Origin of the sequence: Devosia sp. Root635 (assembly GCF_001427605.1) — a bacterium.
In the GTDB taxonomy this organism is placed as follows: domain Bacteria; phylum Pseudomonadota; class Alphaproteobacteria; order Rhizobiales; family Devosiaceae; genus Devosia.
Map to the genome: position 1 here is coordinate 145,814 of NZ_LMGZ01000020.1, position 15,870 is coordinate 161,683.

Below are 15,870 nucleotides of genomic sequence, written 5' to 3' on the forward strand. Positions count from 1 at the left end.
GTCAGCTCTCGCCCTCGGCCAATGTGGCGAGGCCCGCCGCATCGCGCACCAGCAGCTTCTGCCGCCCGCCCTCCACCAGCCCCTTGGCTTCCCAGGCGCTGAGGATGCGCGAAACGGTGTGGAGCGTGGTGCCGGTCATTTCGGCAATGTCCTGCCGGGAGATGGGGAAGTCGATGCGGATGCCCTCGCCTTCCTTGCGGCCGGCTTGGTCGATCAGCCGCAGCACGGCATGGGCCACGCGGCGCTCGACTTCCTCGGTGGCCATTTCGCGGATGCGGGTATGGGCCTCCTGCAGGCGCTGGCCGATCGTCTGCATGGCATTGACGGCCAGATGCGGATTCTGCTCGACGAAGAGGCCCCAGACTTCGGTGGGCCAGCACAGGACGAGGCTTTCGGCCGCGGCGGTGGGTGTGCCGGGATAGTCGTCGCGCATCAGCGCCTTGGCAAAGCCGAAAATGTCGCCGGGATGAACCACGCGCACGATGATCTGCTGGCCGTCGGAGGTGACCTGGGTCACCTTGAGCCTGCCATGCAGCAGCAGGAAGAACTGGGTGGCCTTCTGCCCCTGCTCGAACACGGCCTCGCCAATCGGCACGCGGCGCAAGGTGGCGCGGGCGAGCATCCGATCGAGTTCGGCGTCACTGAGCTTCTCGAACATCGGCAAGGCGCGCACGAGGCTGCGGTCAATTGCTGCCAAGATCGGGGTCCTATCGTGTTGACGGCCTTGCCATACACGATAGTCCGGGGCGCCGGTATTCGGCAATCGGCCGCAGTCAGCCGAGTGCTCCGTGGTCCACTGTCGGCTTTGCTCTACCCCTCTCCCCTTGTGGGAGAGGGTGGTTCTTCCGCGTTCAGCGGAAGAACCGGGTGAGGGGTGCTGCGCCATCCCATGCTTCGATGCGAGGGGATGGCTCGGCGCCCCCTCATCCGCCCTTCGGGCACCTTCTCCCACGAGGGGAGAAGGGAAGAGCCAAGCCCGGTGGGATGTTCAAACCCGGAAATAGTCCAGCAGCGGTTCGTACCAGGTCTGCTGCCGCACCAGGCGGAAGCCCAGATTGTCCGGCGGGATGCCGACCGAGCAGCCGCCGCTCTTGGCGTCGCGGATGAAAAAGCTCATCGGCGTGCGATGCTGGCCATCGAGCACCTTGATAGTGCAGGCGGGAACTTCGCTCAGCACGGCGCCGTCGGCGTCGACATGCACGCGGCGGTGGCAGGTCTGCGTCCACTCCCACACATTGCCGCCCATATCGGCAATGCCGTTCTCGTTGATGCCGAAGCTGCCCAGAGCCAGCGGCAGGCGGCCGGCATCGCTTTCGCGGGCGGCTTCCTTTTCGTAGTTGGCAAGCCAGCGTTCGGCGGGGTTGGTATTGCCGTCGTCGAGCCCCAGCGCATCGTCGGCAAAGCCCTTGCCGGCGGCGAAGGCCCATTGCCGGTCGGTCGGCAGGGCCCAGTCCTGGCCGGTCTTTGCCGAGAGCCAGGCCGCATAGGCCGTGGCGTCGTCATAGTTGACGCCGGTCACCGGCACATCGCCCACGCCGATATTGCGCGGCTCGGCCGGGGCGCAGGCGCCGTCGGCGACGCAGGCGGCATAGTCGGCGGCGCTGACCTGGTATTTCATGATGACCAGCGGCGCATCGAGCCGGGCAGTGACCATGGGCGCATCGATGGGATTGCCGTTGCGCAGGAAATGCCCCTCGGCGCGATAGGTGAAGTCGGCCGGGACCAGCGTCACGGTTTCGGGCCCATTGGTATCAGGGGCCGGGATGAGGCCGGGCAGATCGAGCTGGGCGCCGATCAGCAGCGCGCCCGCCACCAGCAGGATGGCCGGCAGGGCGACCGAATTGCGCAATCTGTCGATGGGATGGGCGAGGGCGGTCATTTTCAGTCTCCGCGGGGGAGGGGCATGGCGCCACCTGGCGCCATGCCATCAGTCGTCAGCCCGGATCAGATCGGGCTGGGGGCCAGCACGCTGGTCATCAGGTCGTCATTCCACTCGCCGGTCACCTTGAAGTGGGCGGCAGCGCCCAGCTCGAAGGCCTCGATCAGGTTGTGGTTGACATAGGCGTAGACGCCCGGCTGCAGGAACGTGTAGAGCGCCGCACCCGCCGCACCGCCGGGGATGAACCAGGTTTCCTGGTCGACATCGGGCGCGTTGTGGAATTTGCCCGTCTGCCAGACATAGTCGCCATGGCCACCGATCAGGTGGGGCCGCGTGTCGCGGTTGGCCTGCGAATGGACGATCAGCACGCGTTCGCCAACGGCTGCCGTCATGGCATTGTCGCCAGTGAGAGCGCCCACCTTGCCGTTGAACACGACGTGGCTGGGGATCAGCTTGCGCATTACTTCGAGCGTATCGGCATAGCCGTCGCCGATGCTCTCATAGGCGATGTAATTGCCGTCGGCATCCCTGGGGACATAGAAGTCCTGCTCGCCCACATAATAGACCCGGTCATAGGGCAGGGCATTGCCCTTGCCATCGGTCAGGCCTTCGCGCGGCAGCACCATGATGGCGCCATTCATGCCGGCGGTGACGTGCCAGGGCACCATGCCCTCGGGGGCGCAGTGATAGACGAAGACGCCGGCCTTGGTGGCCTTGAAGCGCAACACCGCCTTTTCACCCGGATTGACGATGGTCAGGCCCGCGCCGCCCAGGGCGCCGGTTGCCGAGTGGAAGTCTATATTGTGCTGCATCATGTTGGTGTCGGGATTGACCAGGGTCAGCTCGACATAATCGCCCTCATGCACCACCATCAGCGGGCCGGGCACCGAACCGTTGAAGGTCATGGCCCACAGCGTCGTGCCGTCATTGTCCACTTCATGCAGCTTTTCCTCGATCGTCAGCGTGAACTCGACGATCTTCGGCGCGCCGGTCGCTACCTGCTCATGGGCATGGACGAAAGGCGGGGGAACCAGCTCGACCTTGACGCGTTCCAGCGTGCTCAGGTCGACGGCAGCGGCCGTGGCAGCGGCTTCCTGTGCGGCAGCCGGTAATATTGCCGACAATTGTACTGCGGCACCAATAGCTGTGGCACCAGCAAGCAACGCGCGGCGCGAAAGTCCCTGACGATTTGCCATTTTATTATCCTGTTCTTGGGCGAGAACTTCTCTTTGCCCGTATGATCAGGAATATTGCAGGGTTCGTCCATTTTCTTTGATCTGAAGCAAATAATTGATCGATTTTTGCCGCACCGAAAATTCGAACAAGTTTGACACGTATCAAAGAAGCGGCGTCACCCCAGGCATAGAGCAGAGCCGAAACGGGCCCGCGAATGGACCCGCATTGAAGGAGTACCAATCATGCGCAACGCCCTCACCCCCATCGTCGCGGCCATCGCCTTCGCGGGCCTGGCCATGGCCCCCGCCTTCGCCGCCGATTACGAAGTCCACATGCTCAACAAGGGCGCTGCCGGCGCCATGGTGTTCGAGCCTGCCTATGTGCAGGTGCAGCCGGGCGATACGGTCACCTTCATCCCCACCGACAAGGGGCACAATGTCGAGACCATCAAGGACATGCTCCCCGAGGGCGCCGAGACCTTCAAGAGCAAGATCAACGAGACCTTCACGGTCACGTTCGATGTCCCCGGCGTCTATGGCGTCAAGTGCACGCCGCATTTCGCCATGGGCATGGTCGGGCTGATCTTCGTCGGCGACGAGAATGCCAACCTGGACGCCATCAAAGAAGTGAAGGTGCCCAAGAAGGTCGAAGAACGGTTCGAGGAAATCTACGCCGCATTGGGGCTCTGAGAACTCAACGCTCACGCCCCGGCCCCGCAGGTTCGCCTGCGGGGCTTTTTGTTGTGCCTGGCGCCGCGCCTCGCTAGATTCGGCATCGATCCAGAACGGCGGGCGCATCGTGGCAGAACCAGACGAACTCAATTCCTCCCTGCTCGGCCAGGCCCGCAAGCTCCAGGCCATGCTGGAATCGGCGGTCGATGCCATCATCACCATCGATGGGCAGGGCACCATCACCACGGTCAATCCGGCCGCGGCGCGGCTGTTCGGCTATGAGCAGCACGAATTTCTCGGCCGCAACGTGCATTTCCTCATGCCCGAGCCCTATCACTCCGAGCATGACGGCTATATCCGCAATTACCGCACCACGGGCCGGCGCAAGATCATCGGCATCGGCCGCGAGGTGACCGGAAGGCGGCGCGACGGCACGCTCTTTCCCATGCACCTGGCGGTGAGCGAGTTCGAGATGGACGGGCGGGTGCATTTCACCGGCATCATCCATGACCTCTCGGCCCACAAGGCGACCGAAATGGCCCTGCGCCAGGCCCAGAAGATGGAGGCCATGGGCCAACTCACCGGCGGCATCGCGCATGACTTCAACAATCTGCTGACCGTCATCATCGGCAATCTCGAAATGCTCGAGGGCAAGCTGACGACGCCCCTGCAGCGCGAATTGACCACAGAGGCGCTGGAGGCCGCCGACCTGGGCGCCCGGCTCACGGCGCGGCTGCTGGCCTTTGCCCGGCGCTCGCATCTCGAGCCGGAAAGCGTCAATCTCAACAATTTCGTCGTCGGCCTCACCGATATGCTGCATCGCACTCTGGGGGCGACCATCTATCTCTCCAATGCGCTGACGCCGAACCTGTGGTCGGCGCGGGTCGATCCGTCCCAGGTGGAAAGCGCCATCGTCAACCTGGCGGTCAATGCGCGCGATGCCATGCCCGAGGGCGGGCGGCTGCTGATCGAAACCGGCAATGCCGCGATCGACATGGACATGTCGGAAAGGCTCGATGGCCTGCCGCCGGGCGATTACGTGCGGCTGGCCGTCAGCGATACCGGCACGGGCATGCCGGCTTCGGTGCGCGAGCGGGCCTTCGAGCCCTTCTTCACCACCAAGGAGCAGGGCCGTGGCACCGGGCTCGGCCTCTCCATGATCTATGGCTTTGCCAAGCAGTCGGGCGGGCAGGCCACGATCGAGAGCGTCGAGGGCAAGGGCACAACGGTCACCATCTACCTGCCGCGCCACCGCGTCGAGCCGGTGCGGCTGGGCGAAGTCGATGCCGATGCCACCCTGCCGGGCGGCGGGCAGGTGATCCTGGCCGTCGAGGATGACGAGCGGGTGCGCAAGCTCACGGTCACCCGCCTCACCCAGCTCGGTTATACTGTGCTGGCCGCGGCCAGCGGCGCCGAGGCGCTGGAGCTGCTCAAGAGCAAGGCGGTGGACCTGCTGTTTACCGATGTGGTCATGCCGGGTGGCATGTCGGGTTACGAGCTGCGCCAGAAGGTGCGCGCGCTTTACCCGCAGATGCCGGTGCTGCTCACCTCGGGCTATGCCGAGGAACTGGCGGGCAACCAGGTCAAGCCCGATGCGGACCTCAAGATCCTGCGCAAGCCCTATCGCATGGCGGACCTGGCGTCGGCCATCGACGATGCGCTCAAGGCGAAAGGGTCTTCGGCGTAAAGCTGTAGCCGGCGCCGCGCACGGTCTTGAGCAGGCGCGGCTGGTTGCCGTCGGTTTCGATCAGCTTGCGCAGCCGGGCGATCTGGTTGTCGATGCTGCGATCGTTGGGCGCCCAGTCATGCCCCTTGAGGAGGTCCATGATCTGGTCGCGGCTCAGCACGCGATGCGGATGCCGCGCGAAGAGCGACAGAAGGTCGAATTCGCCGCTGGTGATGCGGATGTCCCCAGCCGGGCCGCTCAATTCGCGCCGGTCGAGATCGAGCACGAAACCGTCGAAACGAATCTGTGCGCCGCCTGATGCCGCGGGCGCGGCCGCCGGCTGGCTGCGCGAGCCGGCGCGGCGCAGCACGGAGCGGACGCGGGCCAGCACTTCGCGCAGATGGAAGGGCTTGGCGATATAGTCGTCGGCGCCGATTTCGAGCCCCACGATGCGGTCGATCATGTCGCCCTTGCCCGTGATCATGATGATGGGCAGGTCCCAGCTCTGCCGCACCGCGCGGGCAATGGTGAGCCCGTCCGTGCCGCCCAGATTGAGGTCGAGCGTGATGAGATCAATGCCATCGCCCAGCGCCAGGGTTACCCCGGCCTGGTCCACGGCCTCGGATACGCGATAGCCCTCGTCCTCGAAACAGCGCCGCAGCATGCGCCGCACCTGGTCATCGTCGTCAACGACCAGAATGTGATGTTGCGCTTCCGGCATAAATCGTCCCGTTACAAAGCGTTACAATTCAGTACGAAGCGCCCGCACGGCGCTTACAGACCGGTGTCTATATGGCCACAACGACGACAGGACGTTGAGGGTCCAGGGTAGATATCATGCAGCTTTCCACTATCGCATTGGCAGTCCAGACTCAAACGCCCGCCATGGGTGCCATCGGCACGGGCGTGCGGCTGCTCTCCGCCTATGATTCCCTGTTCCGGGAAGGCGATGAGACCACTGGCTTCTACGAAATCCTGAGCGGCGCCGTCCGCGCCTACAAGATTTTCCCCGACGGGCGCCGCCAGATCGTTGCCTTTGCCTTTGCCGGCGACATTGTCGGCTTCGGGCATGGCGAAACCTATCGCTTCGATTGCGACGCGCTGACCTCGACCCGCGTGCGGATGATCCCCAAGGCCTCGCTGCTGCGCGCCATGCGCGAGCGGCCTGAACTGGGCGAGAAGCTGCTCGAAGTGGCCGGCGGGGAAGTGGCCAACATGCAGGACCTCTCCATCCTGCTCTGCCGCAAGACCGCCATCGAGCGTATTGCCAGCTTCCTGCTGACCATGGCCGGCAAGAGCGCCGGGCCGATGGTAGGCCGGCAATTGCCGCTGCCCATGTGCCGGGCCGATATCGCCGACTATCTCGGCCTCACCATCGAAACGGTCAGCCGCAACATGACGCGCCTCAAGGCCATGCGGGTGATCGACCTGCCCAATCGCGGGAGCTTCGTGGTGCGGGACATGGATCGCCTGCGCCTCCTGGCGCAGTGCGAAGGCAATATGCACTAAATGGAATCATGCCATGGACCGGACTCGTCGACGAATGGCCATCGGTGTCTTTGCCACGCAAGGCGATGCCGAAAGCGTGGTCCTAGGGCTTGCGGCGCTCGGCATCACCCGTTTCGAACGCCTGCCGACTTCCACCGACCAAGCTGCTGCCGATCCTCGCGGGACCATCGTCCTGCGGGTTTATCTGCAAACGCTGGACGAAGAGCAACTCGTCGCCCGCACCCTCCTTGAGAGCAACGCTCAAAGCGTGCAGCTGCACGACGTCGTCACCCGTGACGACGCGGCCGACAGCATCAAATAATAAGAGGTGTGGCCCTCGAACCCGGGCGGTTAAAAACCGCGGCAATAGTATCGAAGGTCAAGGCGTCACTTGGCCTCTCAAAGACTGAAAGGGTCCAGCCGTTCAGTCAAGCCTTCTGGCAATGCTTATACGATGGGTAAGATCACTAGTATCTTTAGGCTCGGCGGCATACGGACAATTCGGCAGTCGCCTTGGCCCGCTGAAGTTGCCAGGTTGGACATGGTCGCCTTCCCGTAATGCCTGTCTGCTTCGGAGGCAGACCACAAGTACCGAAATGACCGGAATGAGGGCGCGTTTCTGCCTAGCCTCTCGACTCGATTGCGGACGTCCGCCAACTGGCACAAATGTCAGAGCAGTCGACACGATGAACTTTGTTGTACCTAATTGTCCAACGCTATGAGACGTAAGTGAGCCGCTCGGGCGGGACCACATGAAGCGTCAGTGACGAGGGGCGAGTGCTGTCGCAGAAGACCGCGTTGCGTGCGACCCGCCGCGTTCGACCGAGACCTTCGGGCGCACCGGTATTCGGATTGACGTCGTACTTAGGAAAATTGCTGGACGAAATATCGACCCGAATGCGGTGACCCGCCTTGAATAGGTTGGCAGTCGCGAATGGTTCGATGGTAATTTCCATGACCTCGCCAGGCATGCAGGGCTCCGGTTGTTCAAAGGACTTTCGGTAGCGGCAGCGGAAGATGCCATCGGTGAGGATCAGGGCAAATCCGGTGGGATAGTCCTCGCTGGGCGGATAGACGTCGATGAGCTTGGCGGTGAAGTCCGTATCCGGCCCATCCGTGCTGGCAAACAGCCGCATGGTCACCGGACCGACGATCGCCATGTCGGCCTCCAACGCCTCGGTCTCGAAGCTTAGCACGTCTGCCCTGGCGGACAGGGGGAGCCCGATACGGCTTACGCCATAGAAACGTTCATCTTCTCGCTGGTCGAAGCCGCCGCCTTCGAAGACCGGCCGACCGCTGGTCAGGGCGCCGCCGATGGTGGGAACCGGATCGTCCGGGTCAAAGTCATAGACCAGCGGCGCGGCAGCACTCGTTGGGCGGCTCTGGGAAAGCCGACCGTCCGCATGCAAGTAAAAGCGCCATTCTTCACTCTGCGGAAGCGGCCATTGGGAACTCTCGATCCAGGCGCCGCCATGGTCCAGACGACCGTTTTCGTCCCGTCGCCCGGTGCCACCGCCCATGAGAAACAGCCGCACGAGCGGTTCCGTGGACTCAGCTGGCTGGATGCCCTTCAGCCAGCGGTCGAACCAGTGGCGGCGAAAATCCAGCCAACTGGGCGTTATATTGCCGCCGATCGCGGCCTGCGGGCCAAATGACACATCCCCGGCAAAGCTGGTGTTGCGATTACCATGCAGGCCAGGTCCCATGATGAGGTCGAGGTGACGGGTGCCCAACCTGGAGAGGCCCGCATAATTGTCGAATGTGCAGCTGACATAGCAATCGTACCAGCTCGACAGGAAGGCCACCGGGATATCGGGAAAGCGGTCGTAGTGGCCGGCCGCATAGAGCCCGACCTGCCGCCAGTAATCGTCGAATGTGCCATGCCGCCATTGCTCAAGCAGGTAGGCCTCGTAGTCGGGAACCCAGCGCACCGGCGAACGTCCTTCCGACCACGGCATGGCCTTGAACCAAGCGCGCAAATCCTCCGCCGCGAGCGCCTTGGCGAGCAGGGGATCATCGCGTACGACAGGGCTTTCATGCGCATTGTTGAACGCCCAGATGGCTTGCTTGTGGCAAGGATTCCATCAACGCATTGAGCTCAGTTTGATCGATTGGTGTCCCCACGAGTCGCGGCATCTCGATGACGAAAGGCCGGTCATCGGATGAGGGGAAGGGTTCCTTGTTCCAACCGATTTGGCCCTCATATCGGCGAAGTGGCGGGGGATCCTTGAGGATAGCTCCCATGTTGCGCTCAAGTTCCTGCTGTGAGCCATACAACCGCACGGGGCTGCCGACCATGCGGCCAAACTCGAAGCGGGTTGCCCCTTGATACTCGGAATTGCCAAGCAGCAATTCCAGGAAATGAAGGTCCGTTACCGCGATGCCGTCAATGTCCAACCCGAATCCGGTTCCTTGATTCAGGACCACGACCGGAAGGATGTTCCAATCCGAAGCCGACGTATCGGAGACGCCGAGCGTCTTCAGCACTGCCGGCAGATTTGATTTGGTCCACGTCAGCTTCTTGTGCGCCTGCCCCGCAGCTTCGTCCAAGGCGTTCAGATAGTTGTAGTGATCGTTCGGCTCCACCGGTGCCAGGAAGCATTTTACTTCGCCCACGATGATCGTGCGACCGATACGGATCAGCAGGTCGATCTCTTCGGATGTGCCTACACGTTTCAGCCCATGCGGATGGATGAGGTGCTGCTTGATCAACGGATTGCCGGAAAGGGCAGACGCCAGCGTCGTCCGTACGTGACGCTCGAAAGGCTTGCCTCGTCCGTTGATCTTGCCCTGGTCGCTGATGCCGCCCATCTCGAGCCACCACTCGATCCGCCTGATCGGTGACCCAACCAATAGCGGCGCAATAACAATGTGGAGCCTATCTCGCTGCGCAGGCAGCAACGGGCGGAACCAGACACTCTCCTTGAAAAGTGTTGTCGTGTTCTCCGGATCGCACGTAAAAAGCTCGATGAGTTTTCTGGCGTGGTCCGGGGTGGTCGATAGCGCGGTCGACAGCACCAGCTCCAATTCCTGGACTGTGACCGTGAAGGCCGTTGCATCGAGAACTTTGGGGTCGTCCAGTTTGCGGCCGCGCACCTCTTCCATCATCACGCCGGCCAGATCGGAAATGATCCACCATGCCCGGCAAAGATCCCTGCACGTTAGGGATGCGCCTTCGATTTTCGGAAGAACGTCGTCAAGGAATAGACCTGTATAGACGCGTTCCAGCATGTCGCGTTCATTTACATGGCGAGCCTGTGCCGAGTGTTTTCCGTTGGTTCGGCCGATGACGAACTCCCGCTTCTTGCCGTTCAGGCGCCGGATTGCCAGAACAGTCCGGTCGAGAACCGGCGTGACAGGTATGGATTTCTTTCCCGCCACCATCATCGCTGCCGTGTGCATGGTGGTTTCCCATGTCACCAGGGAATACTCTCTGAGGTGCCATTTTAGCCATTGCTCGGGGAGCTTGCGGTCCCGCGGGGAGAGCAGCAATGTGCCGTCCTGACGGGTTAGCGTTCTGCCTTCCCAAAGGACAGTATGCCACAGGTCGCGAAGCGCCCGCTCAACGGAAGCAAGTGTCAGGCCGGCCATCGCATTCCCGAAAGGATCTTTTGGCGGTGACACGGACCGATCGCTTGGCATGGACCAAAGATGATGAAGCCAATGCGGGAGCGTGTCGACAATTTGCGTCACATGGTCATCGGCGGTGAGGTTCTGACCGCCGGTGCTGCGAATGAGGGTTTGCCCAACGACTTCGCTATGGCCGGGCGCACCCGAACGTGCCTGTCGCCGGTTTGCGCTGCGCCCCTTCTGCTCCAGTACGAGAAACTGTTGATTGGCGACCGCACATAGGAGTCGCGTGCCGGATTCCCGGGTGAACGGTTCTACGAGGAACTTTTCTATGTTCTCGCGGAGACGCCCAATCTCCCGCCCGAAATAGAGTGCGGCAGTCAACAGTTCCTTGTCTCGTGGGTTTGGGTTTTCGAGTGCGGCGTAGGCGCTCATCCAGAGCAGCGAGTCAAAGGCGTTCGCTGTTGGATGCGGCAGCTCCTTGCCTTTTTTTACTTTTCGAAATAGCTCCGAGTCAGAGATCGCACCGGTGAGCGTCATTTGGCGTACTGGCTCACGTCTGCAGTCGGTGTTTTTCTCATCGGATTAGCCTCTCAGACGCTCTATGAGCTCTCGAAGCTCTGCGTGCTTAGTGGGGTTGGCGGTCTTCAGCTTGGCAAGGTTCTGCAGTTTCCACTTCACCGCCGGGAGGTTTGCTGCCTGCGGCAACCCGATCGCGTCGAAGTCCGGCTCGCCGTCGTGAAGTGTGAGCAGAAACTTCATGGCAGCCTCATCGAGCGATGACAGAAGGTCGGCAAAGAGCTGCCCACGCGCCGCATCCAGTTCCGCGACGCTCACTGGTTCTGCTGTCATGCCTTCGAACTCGGCGACGAAGCGGTCATCGAGAGGTTGCGGAGCAGGTCGCAGCAATTCGTGCGTTGGCCGGCCCGAACTCGCCACATAGATAAGGAAGGTGCGGAAGAGCGCCGTGCTCATACCTTCGTTTTCATAGAGCAGCTTGACGTCGAAGATGTCGCGCGGGTGCTGACGATCGACCGTTGCGTGGAGTTTGCCACCGAAGAGGTCCTCGAACGCCAGGACCTGCATTTCGGCAAAGCCGAATTGTTCGGTCACCACATCGCTGATCGGCATAAGCACAGGCGGATGCACGGCGCCTCTAGCAACCGGCGATGTCTCGATCTTGATGCCCACGTTGTTTTGCCGAACCAGGATACGCGTGTCGTTGTCGCCGCCGCCGGCGATACGTGTCGCTTGTGTTCCCGGCATGCTTTTCGAGAGGTCGTCGCGGATGGTTTCCAGTGTCGAGTCTATGGCAGAGAGCGAAGTTTCGCGGTCCTGCACGGGCAAGTAGGTGAGATCAATGTCCACCGACAGGCGGGGCATGTCGCGGTAGAAGAGATTGATGGCCGTACCGCCCTTTAGGGCGAAGACATCCTGTTTCGCGATCGAAGGGAGTGAGCGCACCAGCAGGCGCACTTGTTGCTCATAGGTTTCACGAGCCATCGCGGGCCTCGCTCGTCACGAACTCGGCTGGCATCGTGATGCGGTAGATTGGATGCAGCTTGCCGCCTTCCACGAGCATGCGGTCGCCGCTGCCGAGATCGATCAGGGATTGGTCGATGTATTTTCTCCACGCATGCGCATGGCGATCGGCAAAGGCAAAGAAGAGGCGCTTAGTTTTGATGCTACGGCATTCCCGCAGCAGTTGGGTCATCAGTTTGGGGCGTAGGTTGGCCATCGACTGGAACAGCACGTCGACCAGGTGGAAGCTTTCGAGGCGTGGCACCTCATCTATGGTTTCCAGCAAGGATCGCTCGGGCGAAGATAGCCGCATTGGCCAGAGCCACGGACTTTCTCCCAGATCTTGTTGGTTTTCCTCCTCAAGCGAGAAGTCGTTGTTCTCAACGCCAAGGGCCGCATCTCCAAACAAAGAGCCTTGGCGGTGAACGAGCGTCGCTCGGAAATGCAACTTGGATAGCCAGGTTGGAACATCGCCATGCACATAGAGTTTACCCGGACCCGACAGGCGCAAATAGTGGGCGTAGCCATGCTGCTCCATGGCTGTCGTGCCTGCGACGTGGAAGCTATAGTGCATGATCCATTGCGCGGAGAGCACGGGGATTTTCCAGTCGCGCTCTACGTCCGGGTTGTGGCCGCGCGTGAACGGCCGGCGATACAGGCCCTGTGACAGCCGTTCGAGCCACCCCGAATTGGCGTAGTTGGAGGCGAGCTGCCGCGAGATATCCTGCTCGTTGAGCCAACGTGAATCTATGAGGAATCCGGGAGGGACCGTTTCCAGAAGATTCTTTAGTTTATCCGTTCTTTGTCCACTCATACTGGACATTATAGCGGAATTTCAAAGTTCGCACAAAAGGTTCCTTTGGGAGCGTTGTTTAATGTCAAGTTAGGTTTGACAAATGCGCTGCATCGCAAAGTAAGGTTTGGTAGGTCGCCAAGGCATGTCATGCTGCACGGCGTCGGCTGTGACGCCTGATACGGTGCTGAATAGCCGTCGAGGCGGGACAAGGGGGAACTGTCAGCAGCATGCGCAATCCGCGTTTTACCGATCCTCTAGGCTCGCGTCTGCCGGCCTACGAACGCAACATCCTGAAATTGCGCGCAATGCAAATGTTGCTGACCATGTTTTATGCCGAGGAGCTGAAGCGGCGCGTTCTGGACTTGATCCAAACCACAGACGAACTTTGGAACAGGTTGAAGCCAGGCGAAAGACCGGAGCGGGTGCCCAAAGGGGTGAAGAACCCAGTCGACAAAGCCCTCAATGCGCTGATTCAGGACGGCGCGATCACAGCAGCGGAGAAGGTCGAGATCGTTGCGCTCATCGACTACCGAAACCTCATCGGACATCGAATGCACGAGCTCGTTGCCGACCTTAGCACCGAGCAATATGCCAGAGACCTAGCCGACTTCGGATCGGATCGCGTCAGGGAGTTTGACTATGAGGTGGTGGACAGGCTCCAGCACTTTCGGAAGCGCTTGGGCGAACTCTATCGAACGCACCACTATGTCAGCACCATCTCCATGAATGGCCTCCTGTTCGAGTCCGCGGAGCGGACGTTCCTTGCCGAGATCAAGGCGCTCAAGCACAAGCTCGGCAAGCTCGCGCGAGCCCGTCAAAAGGACATTGCTGCAATCAACGCGGAGCTAAAGCTGGCGGGAACCGAGTTCGACAACAATGATTGCTTCCCGGGGCACCCACTCCATCGCTACGACAACAAGAGGCTAACGCAGCGCGGCGCGGAGATATGCTACAGGCTATTCGACAGCGGACGATCTCCAATGGCCGCCGCACACCTCATGGACATCTCGGTTTATGCCGCTCGCAAACGGCACAAGACCTGGGCCGCACTAGGCGGCGCCCGCCGTGAGAAAGTCGATCTGGAAGCGCTGCCTCGACGAAAATTCTATCGGAAGCACGATGACTGACTCATGGGCGCAGGCCAGAGCTAACGGCAGCTGAATGGGCGAACGCCGCTCTAACGGGCGCCGAAAGGGGCAACCGGACATCGGTGGATTCGCTTAATATGCGGTATGGAACTTTGGCCTTCTTCGGAGCGAGCATCCCGGACGATCGCGCCAAACTCTAGTTCTGCCGCCTCTCGCTGCCCTGACGTGACCGAAGGGTACCTAGCTACGTGCCCCCCTCCGCCACTGTAGCAACGTGGTTCGATGTGTAACTCGCCTGCCCCAGGAAGTGAGCGAGCGCCGACTTTCTGGAATCCCGGTCCAACGCATAGGCGGTGTGAGTGAACGCGACGCCGTCCAGCAGGCCCTGAATGTAACCAGCGATGCTGTCGGCCGCCATGATGAGCGCGGTGTCCACGGTGTGGATGTAGCGGCTGGTGATCGTACCTCGCGAATGTCCAACCAGTGCGGCGATAGTCGCTTCGGTGAACCCGAGATCATTGCCGATACTAGCAAAGCTGTGTCGCAGAACATGAGGGGTGATGCTGGCCAGGTCAGTGTTCTCGAGTATCTTCGTCCAGTGCCTGGGGAAGCTACCGAACGGCGTGTCATCCTCCCCGCCGGGAAAGACATAGTCTTCAGCACGGTGTTCCTCGTCGCGACGACCCTCGAGATATTCCAGGACCGGTAGGCCGATCGGACGCACCGATGCCCCTTCCTTGCTATCGGCCAAGCGCAGGCAACTACCCTCGATATCCACTTCGCCGCAGCGCAGACCGATGATTTCGCTGCGCCGGCAGCCCGTCAGGGCGATCACTCGGATGATTTCAGCGGTGGTTTCGTACTGCCCGTCCTCAACCGCCTTCCGCAGAATATCGCCTAGCGTGCGATACTCGGTCTCGCTGAGCCGCCGGGCGTTGACCTGGTCCCTCGGCTTGCGGACGCCGTGCACAGGATTCTGCTCGATGATGCTGAGCTCGACAGCATAAGTGAGAATGCCACCAAACAAACCGATCGTCCGGGCTGCCGTACCGGCGCCGCCACGCACGATCGCGCGCCCGCGCAGCTTGTCCGTTTTGACGTTCGCACGTGTCTTGCCTGCCATGATGTCCTTCATCGCCTGCGCGATGTCGGACTTCGCCAAATCTCTCACGCGCCGACTGCCGAGCAGGGGAACGATGTGACGCTCGATGCGTCCGATATCGGTGGAGATCGTCGTGGCCTTCTTCGGCCTGCCGCGCTTCCCGAGCACCAGTCCGTTCCGCAGATCTTCGAGGTAGCGAGCGCAAAGTTCCTTGACCGTTATCGCCTCGCGATCGAGCTTGCGCTCCTCTGCGGGGTTGCCGCCTCGTGCGACTTGACCGAGCAGAACCTTCGCCTCGCGCCTGGCCTCTTCAGGAGTCCAGACTCCGTGCAGTCCGATCGTAATGCGACGGGAACGGCCGGCAGCCCGATACTGCACAACATAGCTTCGCTTCCCTGAACGGAAGACGCGCAGTCCGAAACCAGGCAATTCCTCGTCCCACATGACATAGTCCGAGGACTTGATTTCGGTGGCATCTACGGTTCGTTTAGTCAGCTTCGCCATTCGGGCAGGTTTCCTCGGTAGAATCCCCGCGTAAGCAAAGCGTAAGCGCTACGGGGAGGGTTTTGAACCGCTCCGTCGTACCGTTGGCGCTGGTCGATTTCAATTTTGTTTGTGATTTCAGTGGTATAGCGCGTAATCGGACAGAAACGGATAGGTTCGGCGGAATCGATTATCCATTCTCCGAAGGCAGAGGCCACAGGTTCGAATCCTGTCGGGTGCGCCAAAAACCTCAATAATATCATAGGTATATGGTCTGGATTCGGCGAGGAATCTGAGAGAGCCGCGAAATTGCAACCACATTGCTACCAGCTCACTTCGTAGTGGGGCGTGCCCGTTCGTTGAATCTGCGGCGTTGCAGCGCCCCGGCGAGGCATATACGCCGGTGATTTATTGCGACGACGCAGGCTAG

General features: G+C 61.2%; 14 protein-coding genes. 5 read left to right on the plus strand and 9 right to left on the minus strand.

Translation table 11 applies throughout. The annotated features are described in order from the left end of the window. Position 1 precedes the first annotated feature (1 nt). From ASD80_RS13655 to nirK, 3 genes are all read right to left on the minus strand, one after another. Positions 2-697: a Crp/Fnr family transcriptional regulator gene (locus ASD80_RS13655; protein WP_320410359.1), complete on the minus strand. Its 696-nt coding sequence runs from the start codon at positions 695-697 to the stop codon at positions 2-4. 291 nt (positions 698-988) lie between these two features. Beyond that, positions 989-1,879, minus strand: a complete 891-nt coding sequence (locus ASD80_RS13660; RefSeq protein ID WP_056233750.1) for an SUMF1/EgtB/PvdO family nonheme iron enzyme — start codon at positions 1,877-1,879, stop codon at positions 989-991. A 65-nt stretch (positions 1,880-1,944) separates the two neighbouring features. After that, positions 1,945-3,075 carry a copper-containing nitrite reductase gene (gene nirK, locus ASD80_RS13665; RefSeq protein ID WP_056233752.1) on the minus strand — a complete coding sequence of 377 codons (1,131 nt, stop codon included), beginning with the start codon at positions 3,073-3,075 and terminating at the stop codon, positions 1,945-1,947. Positions 3,076-3,297: 222 nt separating this feature from the next. Between nirK and ASD80_RS13670 the strand changes: the two genes are divergently transcribed. Next, positions 3,298-3,744: a pseudoazurin gene (locus tag ASD80_RS13670; RefSeq protein ID WP_056233754.1), complete on the plus strand. Its 447-nt coding sequence runs from the start codon at positions 3,298-3,300 to the stop codon at positions 3,742-3,744. A gap of 109 nt (positions 3,745-3,853) precedes the next feature. Next, positions 3,854-5,413 carry a PAS domain S-box protein gene (locus ASD80_RS13675; RefSeq protein WP_056233756.1) on the plus strand — a complete coding sequence of 520 codons (1,560 nt, stop codon included), beginning with the start codon at positions 3,854-3,856 and terminating at the stop codon, positions 5,411-5,413. Here ASD80_RS13675 and ASD80_RS13680 read toward each other — a convergent pair. Next, positions 5,388-6,113: a response regulator gene (locus ASD80_RS13680; protein ID WP_056233758.1), complete on the minus strand. Its 726-nt coding sequence runs from the start codon at positions 6,111-6,113 to the stop codon at positions 5,388-5,390. The genes ASD80_RS13675 and ASD80_RS13680 overlap by 26 nt on opposite strands. A 116-nt stretch (positions 6,114-6,229) precedes the next feature. On the opposite strand from ASD80_RS13680, the gene ASD80_RS13685 reads away from it, so the two are divergent. Beyond that, the gene (locus ASD80_RS13685; protein ID WP_082555285.1) at positions 6,230-6,901 is read left to right on the plus strand and encodes a helix-turn-helix domain-containing protein; all 672 of its coding nucleotides are present in this window, start codon (positions 6,230-6,232) and stop codon (positions 6,899-6,901) included. Positions 6,902-6,935: 34 nt separating this feature from the next. After that, the gene (locus tag ASD80_RS13690) at positions 6,936-7,202 is read left to right on the plus strand and encodes a hypothetical protein (protein ID WP_056233762.1); all 267 of its coding nucleotides are present in this window, start codon (positions 6,936-6,938) and stop codon (positions 7,200-7,202) included. Between the two features lie 394 nt (positions 7,203-7,596). On the opposite strand, the gene ASD80_RS13695 is transcribed toward ASD80_RS13690, so the two are convergent. From ASD80_RS13695 to ASD80_RS13710, 4 genes are read right to left on the minus strand one after another with little or no spacing between them, the layout of a single operon-like run. Beyond that, on the minus strand, positions 7,597-8,859 hold the full coding sequence (locus ASD80_RS13695) for a CocE/NonD family hydrolase (protein ID WP_244489008.1): 1,263 nt from the start codon (positions 8,857-8,859) through the stop codon (positions 7,597-7,599). A 55-nt stretch (positions 8,860-8,914) separates the two neighbouring features. Then, positions 8,915-10,990: a hypothetical protein gene (locus ASD80_RS13700; RefSeq protein WP_056233767.1), complete on the minus strand. Its 2,076-nt coding sequence runs from the start codon at positions 10,988-10,990 to the stop codon at positions 8,915-8,917. Positions 10,991-11,035: 45 nt separating this feature from the next. Continuing rightward, the gene (locus ASD80_RS13705) at positions 11,036-11,953 is read right to left on the minus strand and encodes a nucleotidyl transferase AbiEii/AbiGii toxin family protein (protein ID WP_056233770.1); all 918 of its coding nucleotides are present in this window, start codon (positions 11,951-11,953) and stop codon (positions 11,036-11,038) included. Further along, positions 11,943-12,794 (minus strand): type IV toxin-antitoxin system AbiEi family antitoxin domain-containing protein, encoded by an 852-nt coding sequence (locus tag ASD80_RS13710; protein ID WP_244489009.1) that lies wholly within the window; start codon positions 12,792-12,794, stop codon positions 11,943-11,945. Before ASD80_RS13710 ends, ASD80_RS13705 begins: the two co-directional genes overlap by 11 nt. 200 nt (positions 12,795-12,994) lie before the next feature. Between ASD80_RS13710 and ASD80_RS13715 the strand changes: the two genes are divergently transcribed. Further along, the gene (locus tag ASD80_RS13715) at positions 12,995-13,894 is read left to right on the plus strand and encodes a hypothetical protein (protein WP_156460454.1); all 900 of its coding nucleotides are present in this window, start codon (positions 12,995-12,997) and stop codon (positions 13,892-13,894) included. A 205-nt stretch (positions 13,895-14,099) separates the two neighbouring features. On the opposite strand, the gene ASD80_RS13720 is transcribed toward ASD80_RS13715, so the two are convergent. After that, complete coding sequence (locus ASD80_RS13720; RefSeq protein ID WP_056233777.1) at positions 14,100-15,461, minus strand: tyrosine-type recombinase/integrase; 1,362 nt, start codon at positions 15,459-15,461, stop codon at positions 14,100-14,102. Positions 15,462-15,870: the final 409 nt, after the last annotated feature.

What these genes read in the sequence shown, in the direction of transcription:
- ASD80_RS13660 (WP_056233750.1), bottom strand. Translation starts at nt 1,879, where the DNA reads ATGACCGCCCTCGCCCATCCCATCGACAGATTGCGCAATTCGGTCGCC.
- nirK (WP_056233752.1), bottom strand. Translation starts at nt 3,075, where the DNA reads ATGGCAAATCGTCAGGGACTTTCGCGCCGCGCGTTGCTTGCTGGTGCC.
- ASD80_RS13670 (WP_056233754.1), top strand. Translation starts at nt 3,298, where the DNA reads ATGCGCAACGCCCTCACCCCCATCGTCGCGGCCATCGCCTTCGCGGGC.
- ASD80_RS13680 (WP_056233758.1), bottom strand. Translation starts at nt 6,113, where the DNA reads ATGCCGGAAGCGCAACATCACATTCTGGTCGTTGACGACGATGACCAG.
- ASD80_RS13685 (WP_082555285.1), top strand. Translation starts at nt 6,230, where the DNA reads ATGCAGCTTTCCACTATCGCATTGGCAGTCCAGACTCAAACGCCCGCC.
- ASD80_RS13690 (WP_056233762.1), top strand. Translation starts at nt 6,936, where the DNA reads ATGGCCATCGGTGTCTTTGCCACGCAAGGCGATGCCGAAAGCGTGGTC.
- ASD80_RS13700 (WP_056233767.1), bottom strand. Translation starts at nt 10,990, where the DNA reads ATGACGCTCACCGGTGCGATCTCTGACTCGGAGCTATTTCGAAAAGTA.
- ASD80_RS13705 (WP_056233770.1), bottom strand. Translation starts at nt 11,953, where the DNA reads ATGGCTCGTGAAACCTATGAGCAACAAGTGCGCCTGCTGGTGCGCTCA.
- ASD80_RS13710 (WP_244489009.1), bottom strand. Translation starts at nt 12,794, where the DNA reads ATGTCCAGTATGAGTGGACAAAGAACGGATAAACTAAAGAATCTTCTG.
- ASD80_RS13715 (WP_156460454.1), top strand. Translation starts at nt 12,995, where the DNA reads ATGCGCAATCCGCGTTTTACCGATCCTCTAGGCTCGCGTCTGCCGGCC.
- ASD80_RS13720 (WP_056233777.1), bottom strand. Translation starts at nt 15,461, where the DNA reads ATGGCGAAGCTGACTAAACGAACCGTAGATGCCACCGAAATCAAGTCC.